At 72.3% G+C, this 23,670-nt stretch carries 22 protein-coding genes and 1 tRNA gene; 12 read left to right on the top strand and 11 right to left on the bottom strand.

From position 1 onward, the window contains the following. Positions 1–131: 131 nt before the first annotated feature. Positions 132–215, bottom strand: a tRNA-Leu gene (locus MRBLML1_RS05285). 175 nt (positions 216–390) lie between these two features. On the opposite strand from MRBLML1_RS05285, the gene MRBLML1_RS05280 reads away from it, so the two are divergent. The 7 genes from MRBLML1_RS05280 to pknB are packed head-to-tail and all read left to right on the top strand — an operon-like array spanning position 391 to position 9,330. After that, positions 391–1,122, top strand: coding sequence for a DUF3662 and FHA domain-containing protein (locus MRBLML1_RS05280; RefSeq protein ID WP_364512395.1), 732 nt, complete (start codon positions 391–393; stop codon positions 1,120–1,122). Beyond that, complete coding sequence (locus tag MRBLML1_RS05275; protein WP_364512392.1) at positions 1,115–1,582, top strand: FHA domain-containing protein FhaB/FipA; 468 nt, start codon at positions 1,115–1,117, stop codon at positions 1,580–1,582. Before MRBLML1_RS05280 ends, MRBLML1_RS05275 begins: the two co-directional genes overlap by 8 nt. Continuing rightward, positions 1,582–3,033 carry a PP2C family protein-serine/threonine phosphatase gene (locus tag MRBLML1_RS05270; RefSeq protein WP_364512390.1) on the top strand — a complete coding sequence of 484 codons (1,452 nt, stop codon included), beginning with the start codon at positions 1,582–1,584 and terminating at the stop codon, positions 3,031–3,033. The genes MRBLML1_RS05275 and MRBLML1_RS05270 overlap by 1 nt, the downstream gene beginning before the upstream one ends. A 9-nt stretch (positions 3,034–3,042) precedes the next feature. Then, a complete protein-coding gene (locus MRBLML1_RS05265; protein WP_364512387.1) occupies positions 3,043–4,425 on the top strand; it encodes an FtsW/RodA/SpoVE family cell cycle protein in 1,383 nt (460 codons plus the stop codon). Beyond that, complete coding sequence (locus MRBLML1_RS05260) at positions 4,422–5,933, top strand: peptidoglycan D,D-transpeptidase FtsI family protein (protein ID WP_364512384.1); 1,512 nt, start codon at positions 4,422–4,424, stop codon at positions 5,931–5,933. Before MRBLML1_RS05265 ends, MRBLML1_RS05260 begins: the two co-directional genes overlap by 4 nt. After that, the gene (locus MRBLML1_RS05255) at positions 5,930–7,435 is read left to right on the top strand and encodes a serine/threonine-protein kinase (RefSeq protein WP_364512382.1); all 1,506 of its coding nucleotides are present in this window, start codon (positions 5,930–5,932) and stop codon (positions 7,433–7,435) included. Before MRBLML1_RS05260 ends, MRBLML1_RS05255 begins: the two co-directional genes overlap by 4 nt. Continuing rightward, positions 7,432–9,330 carry a Stk1 family PASTA domain-containing Ser/Thr kinase gene (gene pknB / locus MRBLML1_RS05250; RefSeq protein WP_364512381.1) on the top strand — a complete coding sequence of 633 codons (1,899 nt, stop codon included), beginning with the start codon at positions 7,432–7,434 and terminating at the stop codon, positions 9,328–9,330. The genes MRBLML1_RS05255 and pknB overlap by 4 nt, the downstream gene beginning before the upstream one ends. 3 nt (positions 9,331–9,333) lie before the next feature. On the opposite strand, the gene MRBLML1_RS05245 is transcribed toward pknB, so the two are convergent. Next, on the bottom strand, positions 9,334–10,140 hold the full coding sequence (locus MRBLML1_RS05245; RefSeq protein WP_364512379.1) for a DUF881 domain-containing protein: 807 nt from the start codon (positions 10,138–10,140) through the stop codon (positions 9,334–9,336). Positions 10,141–10,196: 56 nt separating this feature from the next. On the opposite strand from MRBLML1_RS05245, the gene MRBLML1_RS05240 reads away from it, so the two are divergent. Next, the gene (locus MRBLML1_RS05240) at positions 10,197–10,700 is read left to right on the top strand and encodes a cell division protein CrgA (protein WP_364512376.1); all 504 of its coding nucleotides are present in this window, start codon (positions 10,197–10,199) and stop codon (positions 10,698–10,700) included. Positions 10,701–10,836: 136 nt separating this feature from the next. On the opposite strand, the gene MRBLML1_RS05235 is transcribed toward MRBLML1_RS05240, so the two are convergent. From MRBLML1_RS05235 to MRBLML1_RS05220, 4 genes are all read right to left on the bottom strand, one after another. Beyond that, positions 10,837–11,745: a rhomboid family intramembrane serine protease gene (locus tag MRBLML1_RS05235; RefSeq protein WP_364512373.1), complete on the bottom strand. Its 909-nt coding sequence runs from the start codon at positions 11,743–11,745 to the stop codon at positions 10,837–10,839. Between the two features lie 8 nt (positions 11,746–11,753). Then, positions 11,754–12,296, bottom strand: coding sequence for a peptidylprolyl isomerase (locus tag MRBLML1_RS05230; protein ID WP_364512370.1), 543 nt, complete (start codon positions 12,294–12,296; stop codon positions 11,754–11,756). A 256-nt stretch (positions 12,297–12,552) separates the two neighbouring features. Then, positions 12,553–12,888: a DUF3817 domain-containing protein gene (locus MRBLML1_RS05225; protein ID WP_364512368.1), complete on the bottom strand. Its 336-nt coding sequence runs from the start codon at positions 12,886–12,888 to the stop codon at positions 12,553–12,555. Beyond that, a complete protein-coding gene (locus tag MRBLML1_RS05220) occupies positions 12,885–13,682 on the bottom strand; it encodes an SURF1 family protein (RefSeq protein ID WP_364512366.1) in 798 nt (265 codons plus the stop codon). The genes MRBLML1_RS05225 and MRBLML1_RS05220 overlap by 4 nt, the downstream gene beginning before the upstream one ends. Before the next feature lie 137 nt (positions 13,683–13,819). Between MRBLML1_RS05220 and MRBLML1_RS05215 the strand changes: the two genes are divergently transcribed. The 3 genes from MRBLML1_RS05215 (at position 13,820) to MRBLML1_RS05205 (ending at position 16,139) form a co-directional block, all read left to right on the top strand. Then, the gene (locus MRBLML1_RS05215) at positions 13,820–14,542 is read left to right on the top strand and encodes a FadR/GntR family transcriptional regulator (protein ID WP_364512363.1); all 723 of its coding nucleotides are present in this window, start codon (positions 13,820–13,822) and stop codon (positions 14,540–14,542) included. After that, positions 14,539–15,273, top strand: a complete 735-nt coding sequence (locus tag MRBLML1_RS05210) for a sterol desaturase family protein (protein WP_364512360.1) — start codon at positions 14,539–14,541, stop codon at positions 15,271–15,273. The genes MRBLML1_RS05215 and MRBLML1_RS05210 overlap by 4 nt, the downstream gene beginning before the upstream one ends. An 80-nt stretch (positions 15,274–15,353) precedes the next feature. Beyond that, complete coding sequence (locus MRBLML1_RS05205) at positions 15,354–16,139, top strand: MBL fold metallo-hydrolase (RefSeq protein WP_364512357.1); 786 nt, start codon at positions 15,354–15,356, stop codon at positions 16,137–16,139. Here the strand turns inward: MRBLML1_RS05205 and MRBLML1_RS05200 are convergent, their stop codons facing one another. The 5 genes from MRBLML1_RS05200 to MRBLML1_RS05180 form a co-directional block, all read right to left on the bottom strand. Continuing rightward, on the bottom strand, positions 16,140–17,105 hold the full coding sequence (locus MRBLML1_RS05200; protein ID WP_364512354.1) for a hypothetical protein: 966 nt from the start codon (positions 17,103–17,105) through the stop codon (positions 16,140–16,142). It lies immediately after the preceding gene. Between the two features lie 77 nt (positions 17,106–17,182). Next, positions 17,183–18,829: an alpha/beta hydrolase gene (locus tag MRBLML1_RS05195; RefSeq protein ID WP_364512351.1), complete on the bottom strand. Its 1,647-nt coding sequence runs from the start codon at positions 18,827–18,829 to the stop codon at positions 17,183–17,185. 104 nt (positions 18,830–18,933) lie between these two features. Beyond that, positions 18,934–19,914, bottom strand: a complete 981-nt coding sequence (gene egtD / locus MRBLML1_RS05190) for an L-histidine N(alpha)-methyltransferase (protein ID WP_364512348.1) — start codon at positions 19,912–19,914, stop codon at positions 18,934–18,936. Further along, entirely contained in the window at positions 19,911–21,197 is a 1,287-nt protein-coding gene (egtB, locus tag MRBLML1_RS05185) for an ergothioneine biosynthesis protein EgtB (RefSeq protein ID WP_364512345.1), read from the bottom strand. Before egtB ends, egtD begins: the two co-directional genes overlap by 4 nt. A 52-nt stretch (positions 21,198–21,249) precedes the next feature. After that, the gene (locus tag MRBLML1_RS05180) at positions 21,250–22,338 is read right to left on the bottom strand and encodes a metalloprotease (RefSeq protein WP_364512342.1); all 1,089 of its coding nucleotides are present in this window, start codon (positions 22,336–22,338) and stop codon (positions 21,250–21,252) included. Between the two features lie 202 nt (positions 22,339–22,540). Here MRBLML1_RS05180 and MRBLML1_RS05175 point away from each other — a divergent pair, with 202 nt between their 5' ends. Further along, positions 22,541–23,524: a LysR family transcriptional regulator gene (locus MRBLML1_RS05175; protein WP_364513134.1), complete on the top strand. Its 984-nt coding sequence runs from the start codon at positions 22,541–22,543 to the stop codon at positions 23,522–23,524. Positions 23,525–23,670: the final 146 nt, after the last annotated feature.

The following is a 23,670-nucleotide window of genomic DNA, read 5'->3' as shown; positions in this document are numbered from 1 at the left end:
TTGCGGTGAACGACGTTTGGCGCACGGTTTCTCCTACGAAACGCAGATGGCCATGACATCCGGGGAAGTCATGGCCATCAAGTCGGTGAGGCCTCCCCACCATCTCTGGTGGGGAGTTCCCCACTTCTACGTGCGCGAGGGGGGAGTTGAACCCCCACGTCCTTTCGGACACACGGACCTGAACCGTGCGCGTCTGCCTATTCCGCCACTCGCGCGTGAAGCCCCGCAAGGCTATCCCAGCCTTGGCCCCGCACCCAAAACCGGGGGCACCGACCCACGACGGGGGTGAGGTTCCGGGCCCCTGGGGCCGCCACCGATACGATCGAGTGACCTGGTCGGCCGGACCTGCCGGCCAGCATGCACCGGAGTCGTGGAGAGGAGGGCAGACACATGGGGGGACTGCAGCGCTTCGAGCAACGACTGGAGCAGGCGATCTCGGGTGTGTTCGCCCGGACCTTCCGCAGCGCCGTGCAGCCGGTGGAGATCGCGGCCGCGCTCCAGCGCGAGCTCGACAACAAGGCGCAGGTGCTGTCGCGACAGCGGCGGCTGGTGCCCAACAGCTTCGTGGTGGAGCTGTCGGGGGGCGACCTGGAGCGCCTCACGCCGTACGACACGGCGTTGGAGAGCGAGCTCACCGAGCAGCTGACCGAGCACGCGGAGCTGCAGTCGTACGTCTTCCCGGGCCCGATCCGGATCGCCTTCGAGCCGGCCGAGGACCTCGGGACCGGACGGTTCCGGGTCCGCAGCCAGGCGGAGGCGGCGGTGACCGGGCACGCGCGGCGCGGCAACCAGCGCACGCGGGCGGTGCTCGAGGTCAACGGCACGCAGCACCCGCTCCAGGCCCCGGGCCTGGTGGTGGGGCGCGGCAGCGAGACCGACATCCGGATCAACGACCCCGGCGTGAGCCGGCGGCACGCGGAGTTCCTCATCACCACACCGACCGGTACGACGACGCCGGGCGAGGGTCCCGTGCACGTCGAGGTCCACGACATGGGCTCGACCAACGGCATCCGGGTCGACGGGCAGAAGGTCGCGCGGGCGACCCTGCGCGACGGCTCGCGGGTGCAGGTCGGCCACACCTCCCTTGTCCTCCGGCTCCTCGAGGAGACGCCCGATGTCTGAGCTGACCCTCTTCCTGGTGCGCATCGCGTACCTGGCGATCCTGTGGATCTTCGTGCTGTCGGCGATCTCGGTGATCCGCTCCGACATGTTCGGCGCCCGGGTGCCGACGCCGGCGGCGCCCGGCAAGCAGCCGCGGAAGGCGAAGCAGCCGCCGGCCCCCCGCCGTGGCCAGCCGACCCACGTGGCCGTCGTGCAGGGCGTCAACACCGGCATCACCGCCGACCTGGCGCAGGCGCCGGTGCTGATCGGCCGCGGCAACGACGCGGCGATCCGGCTCGACGACGACTACGTCTCCACCCGGCACGCGCGGATCGTGTCCTCCGGCGGCCAGTGGTACGTCGAGGACCTCGGCTCGACGAACGGCACCTATCTCGGCAGCCAGCGGCTCACCCAGCCCGTGCCCATCGGTCTCGGGTCGCAAGTCCGGATCGGAAAGACCATCGTGGAGCTGAGGAAGTAATGCCCGACCCCACGGATCCGGTGACCCCGGAGCGCCCTGTCCCCGACCCGACGGCGGAGGTGCCGCGGGTCTTCGACGAGGACACCGTCGACCCGCCGCCGCGCGCGGAGAAGGCGGCGCTGAGCCTCGACTACTACGCCGTCTCCGACGTGGGCCGGGTGCGCAAGGACAACCAGGACTCCGGGTACGCCGGACCGTGGCTGCTCGCCGTGTGCGACGGGGTCGGCGGCGCCGCCCGCGGTGACATCGCCTCCGGCACGGCGGTCAACGAGCTCCGCCAGCTCGACGCCTCCCCGACCGGCGCCGACCTGCTGGACCGGGTCTCCGACGGGATCCACGACGCGCACGTCGCGATCGGCGCGCAGGTGGACCAGGACGCCTCCCTCAACGGCACCAGCACCACGGCGACGATCGCGCTCTTCGACGGCGCCCGGCTCGGCCTGGGCCACGTCGGCGACTCGCGCGCCTACCTGCTGCGCGACGGCGAGCTCTCCCAGCTGACCAGCGACCATACCTTCGTGCAGAGCCTGATCGACGAGGGCCGGATCACCGAGGAGGAGGCGCGGGTGCACCCGCACCGCAACCTCATCCTCAAGGCGCTCGACGGCCACCAGGACGTCGACCCCGACCTGTTCACCCTCGAGCTGGTCGCCGGCGACCGGCTGTTCCTGTGCAGCGACGGCGCGTGCGGCGTGCTCGACAACCCGCGGATCACCACGATCCTGGCGGGCGGGACGCCGGAGTTCTCCGCGGTCGAGATGGTCCGCGCCAGCCTGGAGGCCGGCAGCTCGGACAACGTCACCTGCGTGGTGGCCGACGTCGGCGAGGCCCAGCCGGGCCACGTGCCTCCGGAGCCGATGGTCGTCGGTGCCGCCGCCGACCTGCGGCAGCGCCGTCCGCGCGCGCTCTTCCGGGGCCACCGCTCGGGCGACACCGGCGAGCTGGAGCCGGTGACGGCGGAGATCCCACCGGGCATCGACCACGCGATCCGCGCCGACCCGCCGTTGGACCCGGAGGCGATCCGCTACGCCCCGCAGCCGCCGCCGCGGTTCATCTGGCCGCGCCGCCTGCTGGCCCTCGCCGTGCTGGTGGGCCTGGTCTGGGTGGTGCTCGGGACGGCGTACTGGTGGTCCCAGCGGCAGTACTACGTCGGCGAGGACGCCGGCAAGGTCGTCATCTACCGCGGTGTCGAGGTCCCCGGCCTGTCCTCGGTCTTCGAGGTCTCCGACATCGCCGTCGCCGACCTGTCCGACGCGCAGCGCTCCAGCGTCGAGGACGGCATCGCCGCCGACGACTACGACGCCGCGCGCGAGAAGGTCCAGCAGCTCGCCCAGCAGGCCGCGCAGCCCTCGTCCGACGACGAGCCCGGCACCGTCACCGACCCGACCCCCAGCTCGACGCCCACGACCACCCCGTCGTCCGACGCCAGCGACTTCGCGCCGATCGAGTGATCCGCTGACATGGCCACCAACTCCGCCCTGATGGGCTTCGTGCACCGCCGCCGGCGGGGCGCGGAGCTCTTCCTGCTGGTGCTCGCGCTCGTCGTGGGCATCGGCGCCTACGCCTCGGTCGGCCTGGGCATCGACGGCGAGGTGCCCACCAACCTGCTCGCGTACGGCGGCTGGCTGACCCTGCTCGTGGTCGCGGCCCACGTCGCGGTGCGCCTCGTCGCGCCGTACGCCGACCCGGTGCTGCTGCCCGTGGTGGCGGCCCTCAACGGCATGGGCCTGGCGATCATCCACCGCCTGGACCTCGCCAAGGACACCGCGCTCGCCAGCCAGCAGCTGACCTGGATGACGCTGGGAGTGGTGCTCTTCGTGGGCACGCTGATCGTGCTGCCCGACCACCGGCTCCTCGCCCGCTTCACCTACACCTCGGGGCTGGCGGCGCTGGTGCTGCTGATCATGCCGATGCTCCCGGGCGTCGGACGCACCATCAACGGCGCGCGGATCTGGATCGCGCTCGGCCCGTTCAGCTTCCAGCCCGGCGAGGTCGCCAAGGTGCTGCTGGTGATCACCTTCGCGGGCTACCTCGTCGTGCACCGTGACGCGCTGGCGCTCGCCGGGCGCCGGGTGGTCTTCATCGACCTGCCGCGCGGGCGCGACCTGGGGCCGATCCTGATGATGTGGGTGGTCAGCCTCGGCATCCTGGTGCTGCAGCGCGACCTCGGCTCCAGCCTGCTGTTCTTCGGCCTCTTCCTGGTCATGCTCTACGTCGCCACCGAGCGGCCCGGCTGGCTGGTCGTCGGTGGCCTGCTCTTCTTCGGTGGCGCCGCGACGGCCATCCGGCTGTTCTCCCACGTGCAGTCGCGGGTGGACATCTGGCTGCACCCCTTCGCCGACCCCGACGGCAACGGCTACCAGCTGGTGCAGGCGCTCTACGGCTTCGCCTGGGGTGGGCTGATCGGGCGCGGCCTCGGCGAGGGCTCGCCGGAGCGGGTGCCCTACGCCGAGTCCGACTTCATCCTCGCCTCCATCGGCGAGGAGCTCGGGCTGACCGCGGTGATGGCGGTGCTGCTGCTCTACGGCCTGGTCGTGGAGCGCGCGCTGCGTGCGGCGCTGATCTCCCGCGACGGCTTCGGCAAGCTGGTCGCGACCGGTCTGGCGGCGGTCTTCGCGCTGCAGATCTTCGTGGTGATCGGCGGGGTCACCCGGCTGATCCCGCTGACCGGCCTGACGACACCCTTCCTGTCCTACGGCGGGTCCTCGCTGGTCGCCAACTGGGTGATCATCGCGATCCTGCTGCGGATCTCCGACCAGGCCCGGCGCCCCTTGCCCGACCTGACCGAGACCGAGGACGCCGACGAGCAAGCAACCCAGATCGTGAAGGTGGTGGACCGATGAACAAGCCGATCCGCGCGGTCTCGATCTTCTGCATGTTCCTCTTCCTCGCCCTGATGGCGAACGTGACATACCTGCAGTTCTGGCACGCCGACAAGCTCAACACCGACCCGCGCAACGCCCGGGTCGCCGCCGCGGCGTTCAGCCGCGAGCGCGGGCTGATCCAGGTGGGCGAGACGCCCATCGCGCAGAGCAAGCCGATCGACGACCGCTACAAGTACCTGCGGGTCTACCCGCAGAAGCAGCTCTACGCGCCGGTGACCGGCTACCTGCAGCTCGGCAGCCAGACCGGCATCGAGCGCAGCCAGAACAAGGTGCTCTCCGGCGAGGACCCGCGGCTGTTCGTCAACCGCCTCGTCGACCTGCTCAAGGGCGACACCAACCAGGGCGGCAACGTCTCGCTGACGCTGGACCCGAAGGCGCAGCGCGCGGCCTACCAGGCGCTGCGCGACACCGTCGGTCCCGACGGCGAGGGCGCCGTGGTGGCGATCCAGCCGAAGACCGGCCGGATCCTGGCGATGGTGTCCTTCCCGTCGTACGACCCGAACCAGCTGGCCTCCCACGACCGCGAGGTGCGGGAGAAGGCCTACGACCGGCTCGAGGCCAACGACCACCAGCCGCTGCTCAACCGGGCGATCCAGACCCGGCTCTTCCCGGGCTCGACGTTCAAGATCGTCACCGCCGCGGCCGCGATCGAGAACGGCGACTACAACCAGGACGACAAGGTCCCCTCGGGCGCGACCTGGCAGCTGCCCGGCACCCGCGGCGACCAGAACGTCGTCGACAACGAGGGCCGCGGCGGGTGCAGCCCGGCGGAGATCTCGTTCGCCGCGGCGATGGAGAACTCCTGCAACACCGCCTTCGCCAAGATGGCGGTCAAGGTCGGCCCGGAGAAGCTGCGCGAGACGGCCGAGGCGTTCGGCTTCAACAGCGACTACCTGCTCGACCTGGGCCCGCAGGCCCGCTCGGTGTTCCCCGAGAGCGTCGTCGACACCATCGACGGCAAGGAGCAGGACGCCCGGGAGCTGAACGACGCCGAGACCGCGCGCTCGGGCTTCGGCCAGTTCTCGGTGCAGGCCACGCCGCTGCAGATGGCGATGGTGGTCTCCGCGATCGCCAACCGCGGCGCGCTGATGCGGCCCTACCTCGTGGACGAGATCCAGACCGCGAGCTTCGACGTGCTGGAGACCACGGAGCCGGAGAAGCTGCGCGACGCGATCTCCCCGCAGACCGCCGCCCAGCTGACCGACCTGCTCGTCTCCACCGTCGACGACGGCACCGCCTCGCCGGCCGCCATCGACGGGGTGAGCGTCGCCGGCAAGACCGGCACGGCGCAGCGCGGCGTGGAGGGCAAGCCGCCGTACGGCTGGTTCACCTCGTTCGCGCCCGCCAAGGACGCCGAGGTCGCCGTCGCGGTGATGATCCAGGAGGCACCGGGCAAGGAGATCGCGGGGGGCCAGCTCGGCGGGCCGATCGCCAAGGCAGTCATGGAAGCGGTGTTGAACAAGTGAGCCAGAGCCCGTACGCCGACCGCGCCGGTCGCTACCACCTGGACTCCGTGATCGCCACGGGCGGCATGGGTGTGGTCTGGCGCGGCACCGACACCCGGCTGAGCCGGCCGGTGGCGGTCAAGGTCCTCAAGGCGGAGTTCGCCGACGACCCGATGTTCCGCACCCGGTTCGAGGGCGAGGCCCGCAGCGCCGCGGCACTGCACCACCCGGGGATCGCCGGCGTCTACGACTACGGCGCCGACGAGGCGGGCGAGCTGCCGCCGTACCTGGTCATGGAGCTGGTCGACGGCCAGCCGCTCTCCAGCCTGCTCGCGACCGCGCGGTCCAACGGCCGCACCCTCGACGCCGCCGTCGTCCAGGACCTCATCGCGCAGGCCGGCGAGGCGCTCGGTGTCGCGCACCGCGCCGGCATCGTGCACCGCGACGTCAAGCCCGCCAACCTGCTGGTCACCGCCGACCGGACCGTGAAGATCACCGACTTCGGCATCGCCCGGGCCGCGGACGCGGTCGCGCTGACCCGCACCGGCTCGGTGATGGGCACCCCGCAGTACCTCAGCCCCGAGCAGGCGCGCGGCAACCCGTCGACGCCCGCCTCCGACGTCTACTCCCTCGGCGTGGTCGCCTTCGAGTGCCTCACCGGGCGTCGCCCGTTCGAGGCCGAGACGCCCGTCGCCACCGCGCTCGCGCACCTCCAGCAGCCGGTCCCCGCGCTGCCCGCGAGCGTGCCCGCGCCGCTGGCCGCCGTGGTCACCCGCGCGCTGGCCAAGGACCCCGCCGAGCGCTACGCCGACGGCGCCGCCTTCGCCGCGGCGATCCGCAACCCCTCCAGCGCCGCCGCGGCCGTCCCGCCGCCCACGCCCGCCGAGGGCGCGACCCAGGTGCTGCCGTCCGTCCCGGTCCCGGTGCCGGTCCCGGCTCCCGGCCCGGCGACGCCGATGCAGCGCCTGGACTCCCCGTCGGCGTACGCCGGCGCGGAGGAGCCGGACGAGCGCCGCAAGTCCCCGTGGCCGGCCGTGGTCGGGGTGCTGCTGCTCGTGGTCGCCGCGATCGTGGTGGCGGCACTGCTGCTGGGCGGCAAGGACGACGACGAGCCGACCGCCGACGACACCACCTCGGCCCCGACCAGCGAGGCGACCACGCCGACCAGCGAGACCACGACCGAGGACACCACGGTCGACGTCGACGAGGACGACTACACCTGCACGACCGGCTACCGCGACGCCCAGCGCGACCTGCGCAACCTGGGCCTGCAGGTCTCCGTGGAGCGCTACGACGTCCCCAACGACGGCTCCTGCCGTGAGGGCACCGTGGCCCAGCTCTCCCGCTCGGGCACCCTGGACAAGGGCGACGAGATCGTCGTCTTCTACTGGGGACCGGTCGAGGAGACCGAGCCCACCGAGCCGACGGAGCCCACCGAGCCGACACAGCCCACCGAGCCGACCACCGAGCCCACCCTCCCGACCGACATCGGCAGCCAGCTCACGGAAGGCGCGGCCGGATGAGCACCCCACCCAACGACGGCCCCGTCGTCGGCGGCCGCTACGAGCTCGGCGAGCTCCTCGGCCGCGGCGGCATGGCGGAGGTCCGCAAGGGCACCGACACCCGGCTCGGCCGCGTGGTCGCGGTCAAGCGGCTGCGCACCGACCTCGCCAGCGACGCGACCTTCCAGGCCCGCTTCCGCCGCGAGGCGCAGTCGTCGGCCTCGCTCAACCACCCCGCCATCGTCTCGGTCTACGACACCGGCGAGGAGCGCACCCCGCAGCCCGGGGGCGGCGACGAGGTCGTGCCCTACATCGTGATGGAGTACGTCGCCGGCCGCACCCTGCGCGACATCCTCCGCGAGGGCCGCAAGATCCTGCCCGAGCGGGCCCTGGAGATCACCAGCGGCGTGCTGTCGGCCCTCGACTACAGCCACCGCGCCGGCATCATCCACCGCGACATCAAGCCCGGCAACGTGATGCTCACGCCGTCGGGCGACGTGAAGGTGATGGACTTCGGCATCGCCCGCGCGATGAGCGACGCCCAGTCCTCGATGACCCAGACCGCGGCCGTCGTCGGCACCGCGCAGTACCTCTCCCCGGAGCAGGCGCGCGGCGAGACCGTCGACTCCCGCTCCGACGTCTACTCCGCCGGCTGCCTGCTCTACGAGCTGCTCACCGGCCGGCCGCCCTTCGTGGGCGACTCGCCGGTCGCGGTGGCCTACCAGCACGTGCGCGAGCCGGCCGTGCCGCCGTCGCGGCACGAGCACGACCTCACCCCGGAGGTCGACGCGATCGTGATGAAGTCGCTCGCCAAGCGGGTCGAGGACCGCTACCAGTCGGCCGCGCAGATGCGCGCCGACATCGAGCGCTACCTCGCCGGCCGGCCGGTGCAGGCGGTCGTCGCCGACCCGTCGACCGGGCCCACCCCGGTGCCCGTGCCGGTCCCGGTGCCGCGGCCGGCGACCAACGAGACCGCGGTCCGCGCCGCCGTGCCCCCGGTGCCGGACGAGCGGCGCAGCCGCGCCGGGCTGTGGGTGCTGCTGGCGGTGCTGCTGCTGGCGCTCTTCGGGACGGCGTACCTGGTCTGGCCCAAGCTCTTCGACGACACCCCGACCGACGTCGCCGTGCCCGGCGTGGTCGGCAAGGAGGTCGACGCCGCCCGCAGCGAGATCGGCGAGGCCGGCCTGGAGAGCGACCACAGCCAGGTCGCGTGCAGCGACGAGTTCGAGGGCGGCACCGTCATCAAGCAGGAGCCGGGCGGCGGCGACTACCTGCGCCCCAACGGCACCGTCTACCTCACCGTCTCCAGCGGGCGGTGCGACTTCCCGATGCCGACGCTGACCGGGCAGAAGCGGGCCGCGGCGATCACCGCCCTCAAGGAGGCCGGCATCCCGGAGACCAAGGTCAAGGTCACCCAGTGCGAGGCGGACGACCCGAAGGGGACCGTCGTCGAGCAGACGCCGGTCGCCGGTACGTCGGTCGGCACCGACACCGACGTCACCCTCTGCGTCTCCGAGGGCCCGGCCGCGGTGCCGAACGTGGTCGGCAAGACCCGTGCCCAGGCGGAGAAGCTGATCCGCGACGCGGGCTTCGTGCCGGTGGTGCGCAACGCCGCCGCGTCCGACGACAGCCAGACCAAGGGCCGGATCACCGACCAGGTGCCGGCCGCGGGCACGCGACGCGACCAGGGCGACGAGGTGGTCATCTTCGTCTCGATCTACGTCAAGCCGACGCCGCCCGCGCCGGTCGACACCGACGGCGACGGGCTCTCCGACGCGCAGGAAGCCCAGCTGGGGACCGACCCGAACAACCCCGACAGTGACGGCGACGGCATCAGCGACGGCCAGGAGGTCACTGCCGGCACCGACCCGAAGAACCCGCTGGACCCGCCCCCGGGCCAGAACCCCGCGGGCTAGCGGCTACTTCCGGCGCAGCGGCCGGGCGTACTGCAGGTCGAGCAGGCCGTCGTAGGCCGGCGCCTTGATCTGCTCCTCGGCGTCGAGCGACCAGCCGATCTCGATCTGCGGGTTGAGCGAGTCGGTGCGGTAACCGCTGACCAGCGGGTCGTCGTCGATGGCGCCGAGCAGGTCGCCCTGGTCGCCGACCGCCTCGATCACGAACGGCTGGGAGTAGGGCACGCCCTGCAGCTGGACGACAGGCCCGCGGCACTTGATGCCGGTCGTGGAGATCACCCGCTGGCCGGCGATGGTGACCGCGCTCGCGCCGCCGTCCCACAACGCGTTGACCACCGCCTGGATGTCCTGCTGGTGGACCACGAAGCGGTTGAGGTTGAGCCGCTGCTCGGGGTCCTTGGTCTCCTTGTTGCGCTTCAGCGCGTCCTCGACCAGCTCGGTGGGGGCGTCCGACATGGTGATCCGCACGCCCTGGCCCTCGCGCGGGGTGAGCCCGGCGGGGTCGCGCAGGCCGGCCGCGCGGCGGCGCAGCTTGTCGACGCCGCGGTCGCTGACGTCGCCGCCGAGACGGTCCACCTCGGCGGTCAGGTCGTTGAAGCGGTCCTCGACGCGCTGGTAGTCCTGGGCCTCGGCTTCCACGAGTCCGGCCAGATCGGTGTACCGTCCGGGCCGGAGGTCGGTCCCGTCGCTGTTCGCGGCGGACACCGCGAGCAGGCTGCCGCTGAGCAGCGCGACGAGCGGCGTCCCGACCCGCCAGGCCAGCGACCTGCTGGAGCGATGGCCCGGCGGTGCGCCCGCGTGCGTACCCGTCATACTGACAGTGTCCACCCCGAGCCCACCGCTGGGCGAAACGCACGAGGAGCCGAGACGTGGCGAAGCTGCCCCGCCTGTCGAAGAAGAAGGACGACGACCCGTTCGCCCCCGAGCGCGGACCGCTGTTGACCGTCCGCTTCGCGATCGCGCTCCTGCTGATCGTCGCCGGGATCGCGTGGATCCTCTACTACTACTTCGGGGTCCGGCCCGAGGGCGGCTTCGGCGCCCTCAACGACCAGGGCAAGCCGGTCCAGCCGGGCGGCCCGTCCTTCATCGCCGACCTCGAGGGCAAGAACTACCTGATCGGCTTCGTCCTGCTCTTCCTCGGGCTCGCGGTCTCCGCGCACCCGAGCACGCCGCTCGGCCGTGGCCGGGGCGTGGTGGTCGGGATGCTCGGCTGCTTCCTCATCGGCCTGCTGTGGATCTGCATCTTCTACATCTTCCTCACCGGCAAGGACCCCGACTACATCGCGGTCTTCACCGACCTCGGGCAGAAGAACCTGTTCGTCGGCATCGCCTTCATGGCGGTCGGCTTCACGTTCGCCACCCGCTGGGAGTAGGTCCTCCGCCCTCGTACGACGCGGCGCCGGTGACCTTCGGGTCACCGGCGCCGTTCGTTTTCCACAACGATCTCCACAGCTGGGGAGAACTACATGGCTGTCATTCCTCCACATCGGTGGAGAAACCTGGGGAAACTCAGGCTCCCGCCATCATCAGGGCGATCCCACCGAGGCAGATCGCCGCGATCAGGCCGAGCCCGGCGACCTGGACGACGGTGCGCTGCTCCCTGGGTGCCAGCACCAGCACCCCCGCCGCCAGGCCACCGGCGACGAAGCCGCCGAGGTGGCCCTGCCAGGACACACCCGGGACGATGCTGATCACCACCGCGAGGATCAGCGTGGTCCGGAAGACCGACAGGTCCGCGCCGATCCTCCAGGCCGCGACCAGCGAGGCGGCGAGCAGGCCGAAGATCGCCCCGGACGCACCGACCGTCTCGGTGTAGGCACCGGCGAACGCGTAGACGGCGAAGGCGCTCCCGAGGGCCGCGACCAGGTAGAGCGCGACGAAGCGGGCCCGGCCCAGGAACCGCTCGACCACCGGGCCCAGCGACCACAGCGCGAACATGTTCATCAAGATGTGCCACGGCTCGACGTGGGTGAAGGAGGCGGTGAGGACCTGCCACCAGGCCCCGTCGTCGAGGCCGGGGACCCAGGTCGCGCTGAAGCCGGCCTCGCACGCCGTCCTCGACGTGATCAGCACCCGGTCGCCGTCCTGGCAGAAGCTCGCGGCGTGCAGGCTCAGCCACGAGGTGAGCCGGCTGTCGCGGTAGCCGCTGGCCATGATCGCGATCCAGACCAGCACGTTGATGCCGATCAGGGTGATCGAGGTGGCGCCCGGGTTGGCGGAGATCACCCCGCCGTACGCCGTCTTGGCCTGGCGCACCGACTTGCGGCCCTCCGCCACGCACGAGGGGCACTGGAAGCCCACCGCCGCGTCGCGCATGCAGTCCGGGCAGATCGGCGTGTCGCAGCGCTGGCAGCGGATCCAGGTCTCCCGGTCGGGGTGCCGGTAGCAGGTCGGCACCCCGACCGGAGGGTTGGTCATCGAAGGGGTCAGCCCTTGATCTCGACCGACTCGATGACGACCGGCTCGACCGGCTTGTCGTTGCGGCCGGTCGGCACGGCGGCGATCGCGTCGACCACGTCGCGCCCGGCCTGGTCGGCGACCTCACCGAAGATGGTGTGCTTGAAGTTCAGCCAGGTGGTCGCGCCGACGGTGATGAAGAACTGCGAGCCGTTGGTGCCCGGGCCGGCGTTGGCCATCGCGAGCAGGTACGGCTTGTCGAAGGTCAGCTCCGGGTGCGGCTCGTCCTTGAACTGGTAGCCCGGGCCGCCGGTGCCGATGCCGTCGGGGCAGCCGCCCTGGATCATGAAGCCGGGGATGATCCGGTGGAAGGTGAGGCCGTCGTAGAAGGGGCCCTCGCCCGTCGTACCGCCGCGGCGGTCGGGGGTGAACGGCCCGTCAGGGGTGACCTCGACGGGGTTGCCGGTGGCGAGCCCCACGAAGCTCTTCACCGTCAGCGGTGCGTGGTTCGGGAACAGGTTGACCGTGATGTCGCCCTTGTTGGTCTTCAGGACGGCCTGCTGGTCTGCCATGGGGATCCTCGTCTCGTGAGCTCGGTACGTCGCGCCGGTCCGGGGTGGTCCGGCAACGCCCCGATCCTACGAGGACTTGCGCAGGGGACCATGCTGGACGTCAGGTCCCGTCCGACGACACCCGAGGAGAACGCGATGAAGACGCTGAAGAGGCTCGTGCTGGTCGGTCTGGTCGGCGCGGCCGTGGCCGCCGTCGCCAAGAAGCTGCAGGCCGGCGGCGAGCAGCAGTGGCAGTCCGCCGAGCCGCGTCCCTGACTCAGGCGCGGGCGAGCTCCGGGTGGTCCTCGCGCACCCGCGCGACCACCCGGTGCTCGACCCAGAAGATCAGGCCGGGGATCAGGCCGGCGATCAGCACCAGGCCGAGCTGGGGGATGCTCCACCGCAGCTTCTGGCTGAGCAGGAACGCCACCACGACGTAGACCATGTAGATCCAGCCGTGCACCAGCCAGATCGGTGTCAGGTCGTCGCCGAGCTGCTGGAGCGCGGAGCCGTCCGTGAGCAGGTACTTGCACAGCGAGCCGAGGGTGCCGACGACGAGCAGGACGCCCACCACGAGCGCGAGCACGCGATAGGCCGTGAAGAGCTTGGTCACGGCTTCGAGGGTACGGCGTCGTCCTCGGCGTCCTCGGCGGCGGACTCGTCGAGGACCGGTTGCGCGGTGACGTCGCGCACATGGCGCCACCACAGGAACACCGCGAACGCGGCGAAGACCCACCACTCGATCGCATAGAGGATGTTGCGCAGGCCGGTGAACCGGCTCGCGGGCGGGAGCTGGTCGAGGCTCGCCGCCACCACCCCGGCGGCCGCGTCGCTGGGGGAGGTGTCCTCGGCGACCACGTAGGCGCCGTACAGGTCCTGGCCGCCGACGAGCTGGACCAGGTCGGCCACCCGCAGGTGCGCGATCGTGCCGTCGCTCGGGTCGTCGTCGCCCTCCTGGGCGGACTCCGTCGGCTGCAGCCAGCCGGTCAGGGCGATCTCGCCGGCCGGCGGTGGTGGGACGTCGGCGATCGCGGTGTCCGCGGGCACCCAGCCCCGGACGACGGGCACCGCCGGCTGGTCGGGCGCGCCCACGCTCAGCGGGGTGACCAGCCAGGAGCCGTCAGCACCGTCGGCGCCCTCGCGCCCGGTGACCAGCACCGTGCCCTCGCTCAGGAAGGTGCCGGTGATGTCGACCGGGCGGCCCAGGCCGGCGGTCGGGAACGGGTCGTCGGGCCCGAGGACGTCGGTGATCGGGACCGGGGCGGCGGCGGTCAGGTCGACCTGCTCGGCCGCGCGGCGGTCCTGCCAGGCGTCGTACTGCCACACGCCCATGCCGGCCGCGAAGCCCACGCAGACCAGGGCGAGGAGGTGCACGCCCCACAGCCGCATGCTCCACCATCGCACCACGCTCTCAGCCTACGGGCGCGGTAGTCCCTGGCGAAAAGCACCCCGATCGGGCCGGAATGGGTGCTTTTCGCCAGGGACTACAACCGACTGGTCAGACCACTTGACCACCAGTCGAGTGGTCGACTACGGTCGCGGACATGGCACTGCGACCCGTGACCCGCCGCTCCGTGGCCGACCAGGTCTTCGACCAGGTCCTCGACGACGTCCTCGACGGCGAGCTCGCCGTCGGCGAGCCGCTGCCCAGCGAGCGCCGGCTGGCCGAGGTGCTCGGCATCTCCCGGCCGGCGGTGCGCGAGGCGCTGCAGCGGATCGCGCAGACCGGGCTGGTCGAGGTGCGGCACGGGGGCGCCACCACCGTCCGCGACTTCCGTACGGCGGCCGGGCTCGACCTGCTGCCCCGGCTGCTCGTGCGCACCGGCGGCCTCGACACCGCCGTCGCCCGCAGCGTGATCGAGGCCCGCGCCGAGGTCGGGCCCGGCATCGCGGCGCTCGCCGCGCAGCGGGGTGGCCCGGCCCTCGCCCACCAGCTCATCGACGTCGTCGACGCGATGGGCGGCGCCACCGACCCGGTCCGCTGGCAACAGCTCGCCCTCGACTACTGGGACCTGCTCGTCGACGGCGCCGAGTCGATCGTCTACCGGTTGATGTTCAACAGCCTGCGCACGGCCTACGAGCCGGCGCTGCCCGCGCTCGGTGCCCTGCTCGCCGCCGAGGTGGGCCAGGTCGAGCCCTACCGGCTGCTCGCGGACGCTGTCCGGGCCGGCGACGCGGCCACCGCCCGGGCCGCCGCGGCCCGGGTCCTCACGCCGACGGCCGAGGCGCTGCTCGCGGCGCTCGACGCGATCGGGGACGAGCGATGAGCCCCCGCGAGGCGCACGCCGCGTCCCGGCTGGCCGACGACGAGGCGCGGCTCGACGGCAAGTACGTCGGCGACAGGGCCGCCGGCCGTCGTACGAACCAGACGCTGGGGGAGGTCTTCGCCGCGTTCTGGCGGCACCCGAGCCCCTACCTGCTCGGCACCGCCCTCGCCGCCGCGACCACCGGCCGGGTCCTCGCCGGTCCCGGCTCGTGGTGGGAGCTGCTCGTGCCTGTCGGCCTGGTCGCGATCCTGCCGGTCGTGGAGTGGTTGGTCCACGTGGTCATCCTGCACTGGAAGCCGCGCCACCTCGGCCCGCTGACCCTCGACCCCTTGCTCGCGCGCAAGCACCGCCTCCACCACGCCAACCCGCGCGAGATCCCGCTCGTGTTCATCCCCTGGCAGGCCCAGCTGTGGCTCGCGCCCGCGTGGACCGGGCTGGCCTGGCTGGTCACGCCGACCTGGACCGCGATGTTCACGCTCCTGGTGGCGATCTACGCGATCAAGTCCGGCTACGAGTGGACGCACTACCTCCTGCACAGCGACTACCGGCCGAGGTCGGCGTGGTACCGCAAGGTCTGGCGCAACCACCGGCTGCACCACTACAAGAGCGAGCACTACTGGTTCACCGTCACCACCGCCGGTACGGCGGACCGGATCTTCGGCACCGCGCCGGACCCGAGCACGGTGCCGACCTCGCCCACCGTCCAGCGGTTGCACGACCTGTCGCTGTGACCACCCGGTCGCGCCGCAAGACAGACAAATCCTCCCGCGGGAGGTAGTCACCGCACGCGCGGCAGCGCCAGGATCGGGCCGTGCGCATCTCCCACCTGAACTGCGCGACGATGCGGCCGCCGCTGGCGCCGCGGATGGTCGCCCACGTGCTCCTGCTCGAACGGCCCGACGGACTGACCCTCGTCGACACCGGCTTCGGCACCGCGGACCTGGCCGACAAGCACCGCCTCGGCCGGCCCTTCCTCGCCGCGGTCCGGCCGGCGCTCGACGCCCAGGAGACCGCGCAGGCGCAGGTCCGGGCGCTCGGGCACGACCCGGCCGAGGTGACCGACATCGTGCTCACCCACCTCGACCTCGACCATGCCGGCGGCATCGGTGACTTCCCGGACGCGCGGGTGCACGTGCACGCCACCGAGCTCGAGGCCGCGCTGCACCCCTCGCTGCAGGAGAAGCAGCGTTACGTCCAGGGCCAGTGGGCGCACGGCCCGCGCTGGGAGACGCACGCCGAGGGCGGCGACGACTGGTTCGGGTTCGCCGCGGTCACGGCGCTGGCCGACGACGTGGTGATCGTGCCGCTGCCCGGGCACACCCGCGGCCACTCCGGTGTCGCCGTCCGCACGGACGACGGCCGCTGGCTGCTGCACGCCGGCGACGCCTTCTTCAGTGGTGGCCAGGTCCAGGAGCCGCCCACCTGCCCGCCCGCGCTGACCGCCTTCCAGCGGCTGATGGCGGTCGACAACAAGGCCCGGGTGAGCAACCTGGAGCGGCTGCAGGAGCTGGCCCGAGCGCACGGCGACGAGGTCACCGTCTTCTGCGCCCACGACAAGGCCCAGCTCGACGCGCTGCGGGCTGAGACGCGAGGCTGATCAGCCGCCGTTGCGGCAGACCGCGAACGGCAGCTGCCCGGTGCGGGTCAGCTCGGCCGCGGCGGCCGGGTCGCTCAGCGTGTAGCCGAGCCGGCCGCTGCCCGGGTCGGCGACCCCGCGGCTCAGCGCCAGGCCGAACTCGGGCTTCGTCGGCGGCATCACCTCGGCCAGCCGGACCCGGTCGAAGGCGTCGTCGCGACCCGGTCCGAGCTGGACGGTGGCGAGCTCGGTGCCGAGCGCGACCGAGTAGGCGTCGAGCTCGTCCAGCGCCCGCAGCGCCGCGGCGGGGGCGTCGGCGAGCTGGGCCTGCAGCCCGTCGCCGAACACGCTGTCGAAGGAGAGGCAGGACCGGTCGACGTACGTCGAGACGGCCTCCCGCCCGACCAGCGCCAGCAGGCTCGCCTGGGCGCCCCAGGACTGGGCGACGTCCGGCGGGGCGGTCGAGGTGACGAGGTGCCGTGCCGGGTCGACGACCGCGCCCCGCAGCCGGCCCACGCCTGCCTTGACCGCGCGCTGCACCGACGCCATCGGGACGGTGTCGTGGAAGGACAGGATCCAGCCGCCGTCGTACGTCGCCTCCCAGGCCACGTCGTCCTGGCCGATCCCGAAGTCGGCGCGCAGCCGGGCGTCGTCGGGACGCAGCAGCCCGAGCGAGAGCGAGGCGGTGGTGGGCACCTGACGCCAGAAGGCGGCCCGCTCCGCGGCCGGGCTGGCGCCGGTGAGCGAGCCGTGGCCGAGCACCAGCCGGAGCTGGTCGAAGTCGGTGACGGTGAGCGAGGTGGCCTTCTCCGGCACCAGGGTCAGCACGGCGGCCGACGGCTCGAGCGAGGGGTCGTACTCCGTGGCGACGGCCGCCGGGGCGGGCGGGTCCTGGTAGACCGGCTTCGGCTCGCTCGTGCACCCCGCGAGGACCATCGTCGCCAGGGCCGCGCAGGCGAGCGCTGCGCGGGACCGGGCGTGCTTCACGGCGCTGAGTCTGCCAGAGACGCGCCGGTGGCGGACGTCGTACCGCACGACGCCCGCCACCGGTGGGAGATCGGGGCTCAGCGCCCGATCGACTGGGCCTCCTGCAGACCCGCGCGCAGGTCGGCCGGCAGCAGGTCCTGGCTGCCGCCCGTCGCCTTGCGGGCACGCAGGCCCGCCGCGGCGGCCGGCTCGGGAGCCGGCACCGGGTCGCACTGCTGGTCGCTGCGGTTGCCGCGCTTGCGGGCCGGCAGCTCACCGGTGTCGAGGTAGTGCGCGATGGTGTCGTCCGTGCACGCGATGCCCGACAGCGAGCCCGAGTGGGTGGTGCCACCCACACCCTCGATGAGGTACGACGACGGGAAGGCCTTGCGCGTGGCGAGCGCCCCGGAGTAGACCGTCGCGGCGTCGTTGGTCTCGGCGATGAGCAGGATCTTCGTCGAGATCCGCGACCCGTCCACCTTGACGGCGTTGCGCGAGGGGGCCGGCCAGTTCAGGCACGGAGCGTTGTACCAGGTGTTCCCCCACGTCAGGAACGGGTGCTTGAGGTGGATCCGCCACGCGTCGGCCTGGGTGCGCTGCCAGCCGGGCCACTTCGCGTCGGTGCACTGCACGCCGTTGTAGACCGCGAAGCCGTTGTCGTCGCCCGGACCGCCGTAGTTGGCGAGCACGTCGGTGCCGTCGCCGGTCTTGACCAGCGTGGCGTAGGCGTCGCCGAGCGCGACCCAGTCGTAGACGTAGTAGCCGGCGCTCAGCATCACGTCGTCCAGCTCGTCCGGGCCGAGCTTGCCGTCGGCGGCCGGGTTGCGGTCGAGCTGGGCCCGCAGGCGGTAGTAGCCCCGCTTGATGGCGCGCCAGTCGGTGCCGAGACCGAAGTGCGCGTCGTGGTCGGCGACCCACTTCCAGTAGGTGTCCAGGTTCTTGTCGAACTGGATGTCCTGGTCGAGGTTGGCCTGGTAGAAGGCGTTCTTCGCGTTGAGCACGCCGTCCCAGACGAACCGGCCGACCTGCTTCGGGAACATCGTCGCGTAGACCTGGCCGAGGTAGGTGCCGTAGGAGAAGCCGTAGTAGTTCAGCTTCTCCTGGCCGGCGGCCTTGCGCAGGCTGTCGAGGTCACGCGCGACGTCGGTCGTGCGCAGGTGCGGCAGCAGCGCCTTGGCGTCGGCCTTCGAGCAGGACCGCGAGTAGCCGCTCGTGGTCGTGCGCCACCAGCGCAGGTCCGCGGCGCGCGTCGGCACGTAGTTGGGGCGGTCGTAGCCCGCGCCGGCGTAGTCGGGGTCGCAGCTCAGCGACGGGGTGCTGCTCCCGACGCCGCGCGGGTCGAAGCCGTACCAGTCGTACTTCGCGCCCACGCCGTCCGGGATCGACCCGCCGAGGATCGAGTAGATGAGGCCGGATCCACCGGGGCCGCCGGGGTTGACCGCGATCATGCCCTTGTAGTCGGGGTCGGTGTGCAGCTTGCGGCTCACCGCGATCTGGATCTTCTTGCCGTTCGGCTTGGCGTAGTCGAGCGGGACCTCGAGGTTCGCGCACTGCGCGCCCGCGGCCTTGAGCCGGGCCACCGAGCACTCGCCCCACACCGGGGCCGGAGGGGTGTACGACGGCGCGCCGGCCGCCTGTCCCCCCGTGCGGTCATGGTCGGCCGGGGCCGCCGTGCTGTTGGCCGCCGGCACGAGCAGTGCCGCGGCGGTCAGTCCTGACGCAACGATCGTCAGCGTTCTCTTCACGTGGAATACCTCCGAGTAGATAGACCGGGCCGCAGCCCGGCCCTTCGACCCTGCCCGCTCGACGGCGGCACGTCCAGACCCCGGACGCAGATTTTCCGGTCGGATCAGGGCTTGACCGCAAGAGTGAGCGCGAAGTCGCCCGGCTCGTCGGTCCACACCCGCGCCACCGCGAGCCCGGTGGCCTCCAGCTCGGCCGCGATCCGGCTGACCCGGAACTTCGTGGAGATCTCCACCCGGAGCTCCTCGCCCACGGCCAGGTCGAGGACCAGGTCCGCGCCCGGCACGCTGACCCGTTGCGGCACCTCGGCCCGCAGCCGCATGTCCATCCGCTCCATGTGCCCGTCCCAGAACGGGATGTAGGAGAACGCGTCCTGGTCGAAGTCCGCGCCGAGCTCGCGATTGACCACGGTGAGGGAGTTGCGGATGAACGCCTCGGTGACGCCCTGGCTGTCGTCGTAGGCGGCGATGAGGCGGTCGGCGCTCTTCACCAGGTCGGTGCCGAGCAGCACCGAGTCGCCCGGTGCCAGCAGGTCGCCGAGCGCGCCGAGGAAGGCCTTGCGCTCCTCCAGGTAGAGGTTGCCGATGGTGCCGCCCAGGAAAGCGACCATCCGCCGGCCGCCCTGCGGCAGCTGGGCCAGGTGCAGGGTGAAGTCGCCGACGACGGCCGCCACCTCCAGACCGGGGTAGGCCGTCGCGATCTCGTCGGCCGCCGCGCGCAGCGTGCCCTCCGAGACGTCGACCGGCGCGAACCGGGTGAGCTGGCCCGCCCGGGTGAAGGCGTCGAGGAGCAGCCGGGTCTTCTCGCTGGTGCCGCTGCCGAGCTCGACCAGGGTGGTCGCGCCGCTGGCCGCGACGATCTCGTCGGCGTGCGCCTCCAGGATCGAGCGCTCGGCGAGGAAGGGGTAGTACTCCGGCAGCCGGGTGATCTCGTCGAACAGCTGCGAGCCGTGGTCGTCGTAGAGCCACCGCGGCGGGAGCGTGCGCGGGTGCCGGGTCAGTCCGCGTCGTACGTCGTCGACGAGGCTGCCGCTCGCCCAGTCGGGGTCGAGCAGCACCGTCATCTCGGGCTCGCGTCGCTCGCTCATCGGGGCTCCCCTCCGTCGGCCAGGCGTAGCCCGGACAGTGCCCACCGTGCGCCGGGTGGGAAGAAGTTGCGGTAGCCGGCCCGCGCGTGGCCGGCCGGGGTCAGCGCGCAGCCGCCGCGCAGCACCATCTGGTTGGACATGAACTTGCCGTTGTACTCCCCGATCGCGCCGGCCGGCGGGTGGAAGCCGGGATAGGGAAGGTAGGCCGAGGAGGTCCACTCCCAGCAGTCGCCGAACACCTGCCGCAGCCGGCCCGTGCTCGCGCCGGCCGCGCGCGGGTGGAAGGTCTCGGTGTCGGCGAGGTTGCCCGTCGGCGTGGGCTCGTCGCGGGTGTCGGTGCGGACCGCGTGCTCCCACTCCGCCTCGGTGGGCAGCCGCTTGCCCGCCCAGGTGGCGTAGGCGTCGGCCTCGTAGTGGCTCACGTGGCTCACCGGCAGGCCGGGGTCGACCGGGAAGGTGCCGTGCAGGGTGTGCTCGAACCACACCCCGTCGACCTGCTGCCAGTAGAACGGCGCGTCCCACTGCTCGCCGTTGACCCGGGCCCAGCCGTCGGAGAGCCACAGGTCCGCCCGCCGGTAGCCCCCGTCGGCCATGAACGCCAGCCACTCGCCGTTGGTCACCAGCCGGTCCGCGAGCCGGTAGGGCTCCAGCCAGGCCTGGTGCAGGGGCAGCTCGTTGTCGAAGGAGAAGCCCGCGTCGCGGTGCCCGATCTCGACCAGCCCGCCCGCGACCTCGACCCAGCCCAGGTCGTCCGGCTCGGTCGGGGTCGACGGGCGGCCGTCGTAGACGGGCTGGAGGGGGTTGAGCGAGAGCACGTGCTTGATGTCCATCAGCAGCAGCTCCTGGTGCTGCTGCTCGTGGTGGAAGCCCAGCTCGATCGTGGCCGCCAGCTTGTCGATCGTGCCCTGGTCGAGGGTGTCGAGCAGGATCTTGACCCGCTCGTCCACGTTGGCCCGGTAGAGCCCGACGTCGTGCGCGCCCGGGCGGCTGATCACGCCGCGCTCGGCGCGGGCGTAGCGCGGGCCGACCGCCTCGTAGTAGGAGTTGAAGAGGAACCAGTAGCGGTCCTGGTACGGCGCGAAGCCCGCCTCGTTCTCCGCCAGCAGGAAGGTCTCGAAGAACCACGTCACGTGCGCCCGGTGCCACTTCGTCGGCGAGACGTCCGGCATCGACTGCACCGTCTGGTCCTCCGGGGACAGCGGCGCGGCGAGCCGCTCCGTGTGCGACCGGACCTCGTCGTAGCGGGTCAGGAGGGAGTCGGCCGTCCACTGCGCGGTGGTCATGGTTCGACAGTAGGCCGCGCCGCCGACATCAAACAGGGGCGAGCCGTGAACGTCAGTAGTCGATGGTGTGCCCGCCCAGCAGCCTGCGTACGTCGGCGTCCACGGGCAGCCCCGCGGCCGGCCGGTCCTCGGTGACGTACTCCTCGAAGTCGCCACTCGGCTCGCCGGTCATCACCGCGAGGTCGTCGTCCCAGCCGTCCGCGAGCTGCCACAGGTCGAGCAGGGAGGCCGCGACGTTGCCCTCGACCGCGTCGCCGGCGGCGACCGGCAGGTCCCGCGTGGAGGCGAAGGACTGGACCAGTCCGTCGTCGTGGACGTAGACGTCGTCACCCAGGACGTACGCCGCCACCGCGTCCGCGAAGCCCTCGGTCCACGCGCAGCTGCGCGAGGTGACCTTGTCGATGAAGTGCGGGGTGCAGTCGGTGACGCGGGGGAAGCGCCCGTCGTAGAGCAGCCACTGCCACCAGTGGCCGGCCTCGTGCACGATCGTGTGCCGCGAGGCGGCGTCCTCGCCGGCAAGGATGGGGGAGTTGCTGTCGCCGACGTCGAAGTAGCCGCCGTCCTTGCGGTCGGCCGCCCAGACGAAGCTGAGCGTGGAGCAGTCGGCCGCGGTCTTCTCCCGCGCGGTCCAGCAGGGCGAGTCGGTGCCGCGCTCGGCGTACAGCTCACCGGCGGTGTCGACGATCTTCCACGCCCCCGCGTCCCTGCGCGGCACGGCGACCGTGCCGAGGTCGTCGCCCGTGACGTCGACGCTGAACGTGTGCACGCTGCCGCCGACGTCGTCGACGACCTGCCACAGGCCTCGTGAGGACGCCGGGAAGTGGAGGCTGGCACCGGCCGGGAGGTCGCCGTCGACGCAGGCGTCGAAGCTCCCCTGGTCGTCGGTGATGCCCGTGACGACCGGCTCGCCGGAGTCGTCGGCCGCCCACAGCTCCCAGTCGGCGGCGCGGACCGGAGCGGTCGTCGGCACCGGACCGCCGTCCTCGTCGCCGTCCTCCGCGCTGTCCCAGGTGTACTGCAACGTGCCGGTCACGCAGGCCTGCTCGTCGGGACCGGAGGCATCGGGGCGCTCGGGGGCCGACGAGCAGCCGGCCAGGAGCACGGCGCCGGCGGCGAGGGCCGGCAGCAGCGCGCGGTTCACCCGATCAGGATGCCCTGCGAGGGCTGTCTGGTGAGGCAGGACGACGAAGTACCTGCCTCACCAGAGCCCCCCATGCGATCCACGTCCTCAGTGTGGTCGGGTCCCCGACGCACCGACCATGGCGAACTGTCATTGGTTGGTGCAATGAGGCCGTGGTGGTCCGGCACCTGGGCCAGGAACGACCTACGCTCGGGCCGTGGACATGGAGATCCGGCACCTGCGGGCGCTGTGCGCGCTCGCCTCCGCCGGCAGCGTCACCCGCGCGGCCGCCGAGCTCGGGACGACCCAGCCGTCCCTGACGACGCTGCTGCAGCGCATCGAGCGACAGGTCGGCGAGCCCCTGTTCCGGCGGGAGCGGGTGGGCGTCGTCCCCACTCCGCTGGGCGAGCAGGTCGTCCGCCGGGCCGCGGCCTCGCTCGCCGAGTTCGACCAGCTCCAGGTGCACATCGCCGAGCACCGCAGCACCGCTGCGCTGGGCGTCGGCCTCTCCCCGATGGAGTGCACCACGGCCCTGATCGCCGAGCTCGAGCGCACGCTGGGCGAGGAACGCGACCTGCGGTACGCCGTCGACACCTCCACCGCCGTCCTCGCCCACGGACTGGCCCACCACCACCACGACCTCGCCGTCGTCCTCGTCTCCGACGACGCCGAGCACCAGGTGCCGCCCGAGCTCGGGCACCGGGTCGTGCTGCCCACCATCCCGGTCTTCGTCGGCCTCGCCGAGGGCCACCCGCTCGCCGCTCGCGAGGAGATCGACCTCGCCGACCTGGCCGGCGAGACCTGGATCGAGCCGCCCGGCGCCGACGACGGCTCCCTCGCCGAGCTCCGCTCCGCCGCCCTCGACGCCGGCTTCGACCCGTTGGTCCGCTTCACCTTCCCCTACGGCGGCGGGCGGCCGCTGATCGCCACTGGGCTGGCCCTGCAGCTCGTCGAGCCGCTCGTCGTCCCGCCGCCGGGGGTGGCGGTCCGCCCCCTCGTCGGCGACCCGGTCCGGATGCGGGTCATCATCGCGTGGCGACGCGAGCGGGTCGGGCGCTCGATGGTCGAGGCGACGTACCGGGCCGTGCTCTCGACGTACGGCGCCCAGGCGCGGAGCTCGGAGGTCTACCGGTCGTGGTGGCAGCGCCGGCGCAAGGAGCACGCCTGGGCGGCCCAGCTCGACCCGGTGTTCGTGGAGGCACGCTGAGCGTGCGTGGTGGAGCCTAGGGGACTCGAACCCCTAACCCCCTGCATCTATCGCGGGCACAACATCCAGAACCATGCTCGGACATTCACTACGACACTCTGACCGTGAGTCCCGCGTAGGCCTGGGAAGCACTCCCCACTTCCCGA

The sequence above is a fragment of the Nocardioides sp. LML1-1-1.1 genome (genome assembly GCF_040676175.1).
GTDB lineage: Bacteria > Actinomycetota > Actinomycetes > Propionibacteriales > Nocardioidaceae > Nocardioides.
Note: the sequence above shows the minus strand (reverse complement) of the source record. Positions and strands in the feature narration are given on the sequence as shown.

What these genes read in the sequence shown, in the direction of transcription:
- MRBLML1_RS05235 (WP_364512373.1), bottom strand. Translation starts at nt 11,745, where the DNA reads ATGACCAACCCTCCGGTCGGGGTGCCGACCTGCTACCGGCACCCCGAC.
- MRBLML1_RS05260 (WP_364512384.1), top strand. Translation starts at nt 4,422, where the DNA reads ATGAACAAGCCGATCCGCGCGGTCTCGATCTTCTGCATGTTCCTCTTC.
- egtB (WP_364512345.1), bottom strand. Translation starts at nt 21,197, where the DNA reads ATGACCACCGCGCAGTGGACGGCCGACTCCCTCCTGACCCGCTACGAC.
- MRBLML1_RS05245 (WP_364512379.1), bottom strand. Translation starts at nt 10,140, where the DNA reads ATGACGGGTACGCACGCGGGCGCACCGCCGGGCCATCGCTCCAGCAGG.
- MRBLML1_RS05210 (WP_364512360.1), top strand. Translation starts at nt 14,539, where the DNA reads ATGAGCCCCCGCGAGGCGCACGCCGCGTCCCGGCTGGCCGACGACGAG.
- MRBLML1_RS05270 (WP_364512390.1), top strand. Translation starts at nt 1,582, where the DNA reads ATGCCCGACCCCACGGATCCGGTGACCCCGGAGCGCCCTGTCCCCGAC.
- MRBLML1_RS05275 (WP_364512392.1), top strand. Translation starts at nt 1,115, where the DNA reads ATGTCTGAGCTGACCCTCTTCCTGGTGCGCATCGCGTACCTGGCGATC.
- egtD (WP_364512348.1), bottom strand. Translation starts at nt 19,914, where the DNA reads ATGAGCGAGCGACGCGAGCCCGAGATGACGGTGCTGCTCGACCCCGAC.
- MRBLML1_RS05175 (WP_364513134.1), top strand. Translation starts at nt 22,541, where the DNA reads ATGGAGATCCGGCACCTGCGGGCGCTGTGCGCGCTCGCCTCCGCCGGC.
- MRBLML1_RS05215 (WP_364512363.1), top strand. Translation starts at nt 13,820, where the DNA reads ATGGCACTGCGACCCGTGACCCGCCGCTCCGTGGCCGACCAGGTCTTC.
- MRBLML1_RS05280 (WP_364512395.1), top strand. Translation starts at nt 391, where the DNA reads ATGGGGGGACTGCAGCGCTTCGAGCAACGACTGGAGCAGGCGATCTCG.
- MRBLML1_RS05265 (WP_364512387.1), top strand. Translation starts at nt 3,043, where the DNA reads ATGGCCACCAACTCCGCCCTGATGGGCTTCGTGCACCGCCGCCGGCGG.
- MRBLML1_RS05230 (WP_364512370.1), bottom strand. Translation starts at nt 12,296, where the DNA reads ATGGCAGACCAGCAGGCCGTCCTGAAGACCAACAAGGGCGACATCACG.
- pknB (WP_364512381.1), top strand. Translation starts at nt 7,432, where the DNA reads ATGAGCACCCCACCCAACGACGGCCCCGTCGTCGGCGGCCGCTACGAG.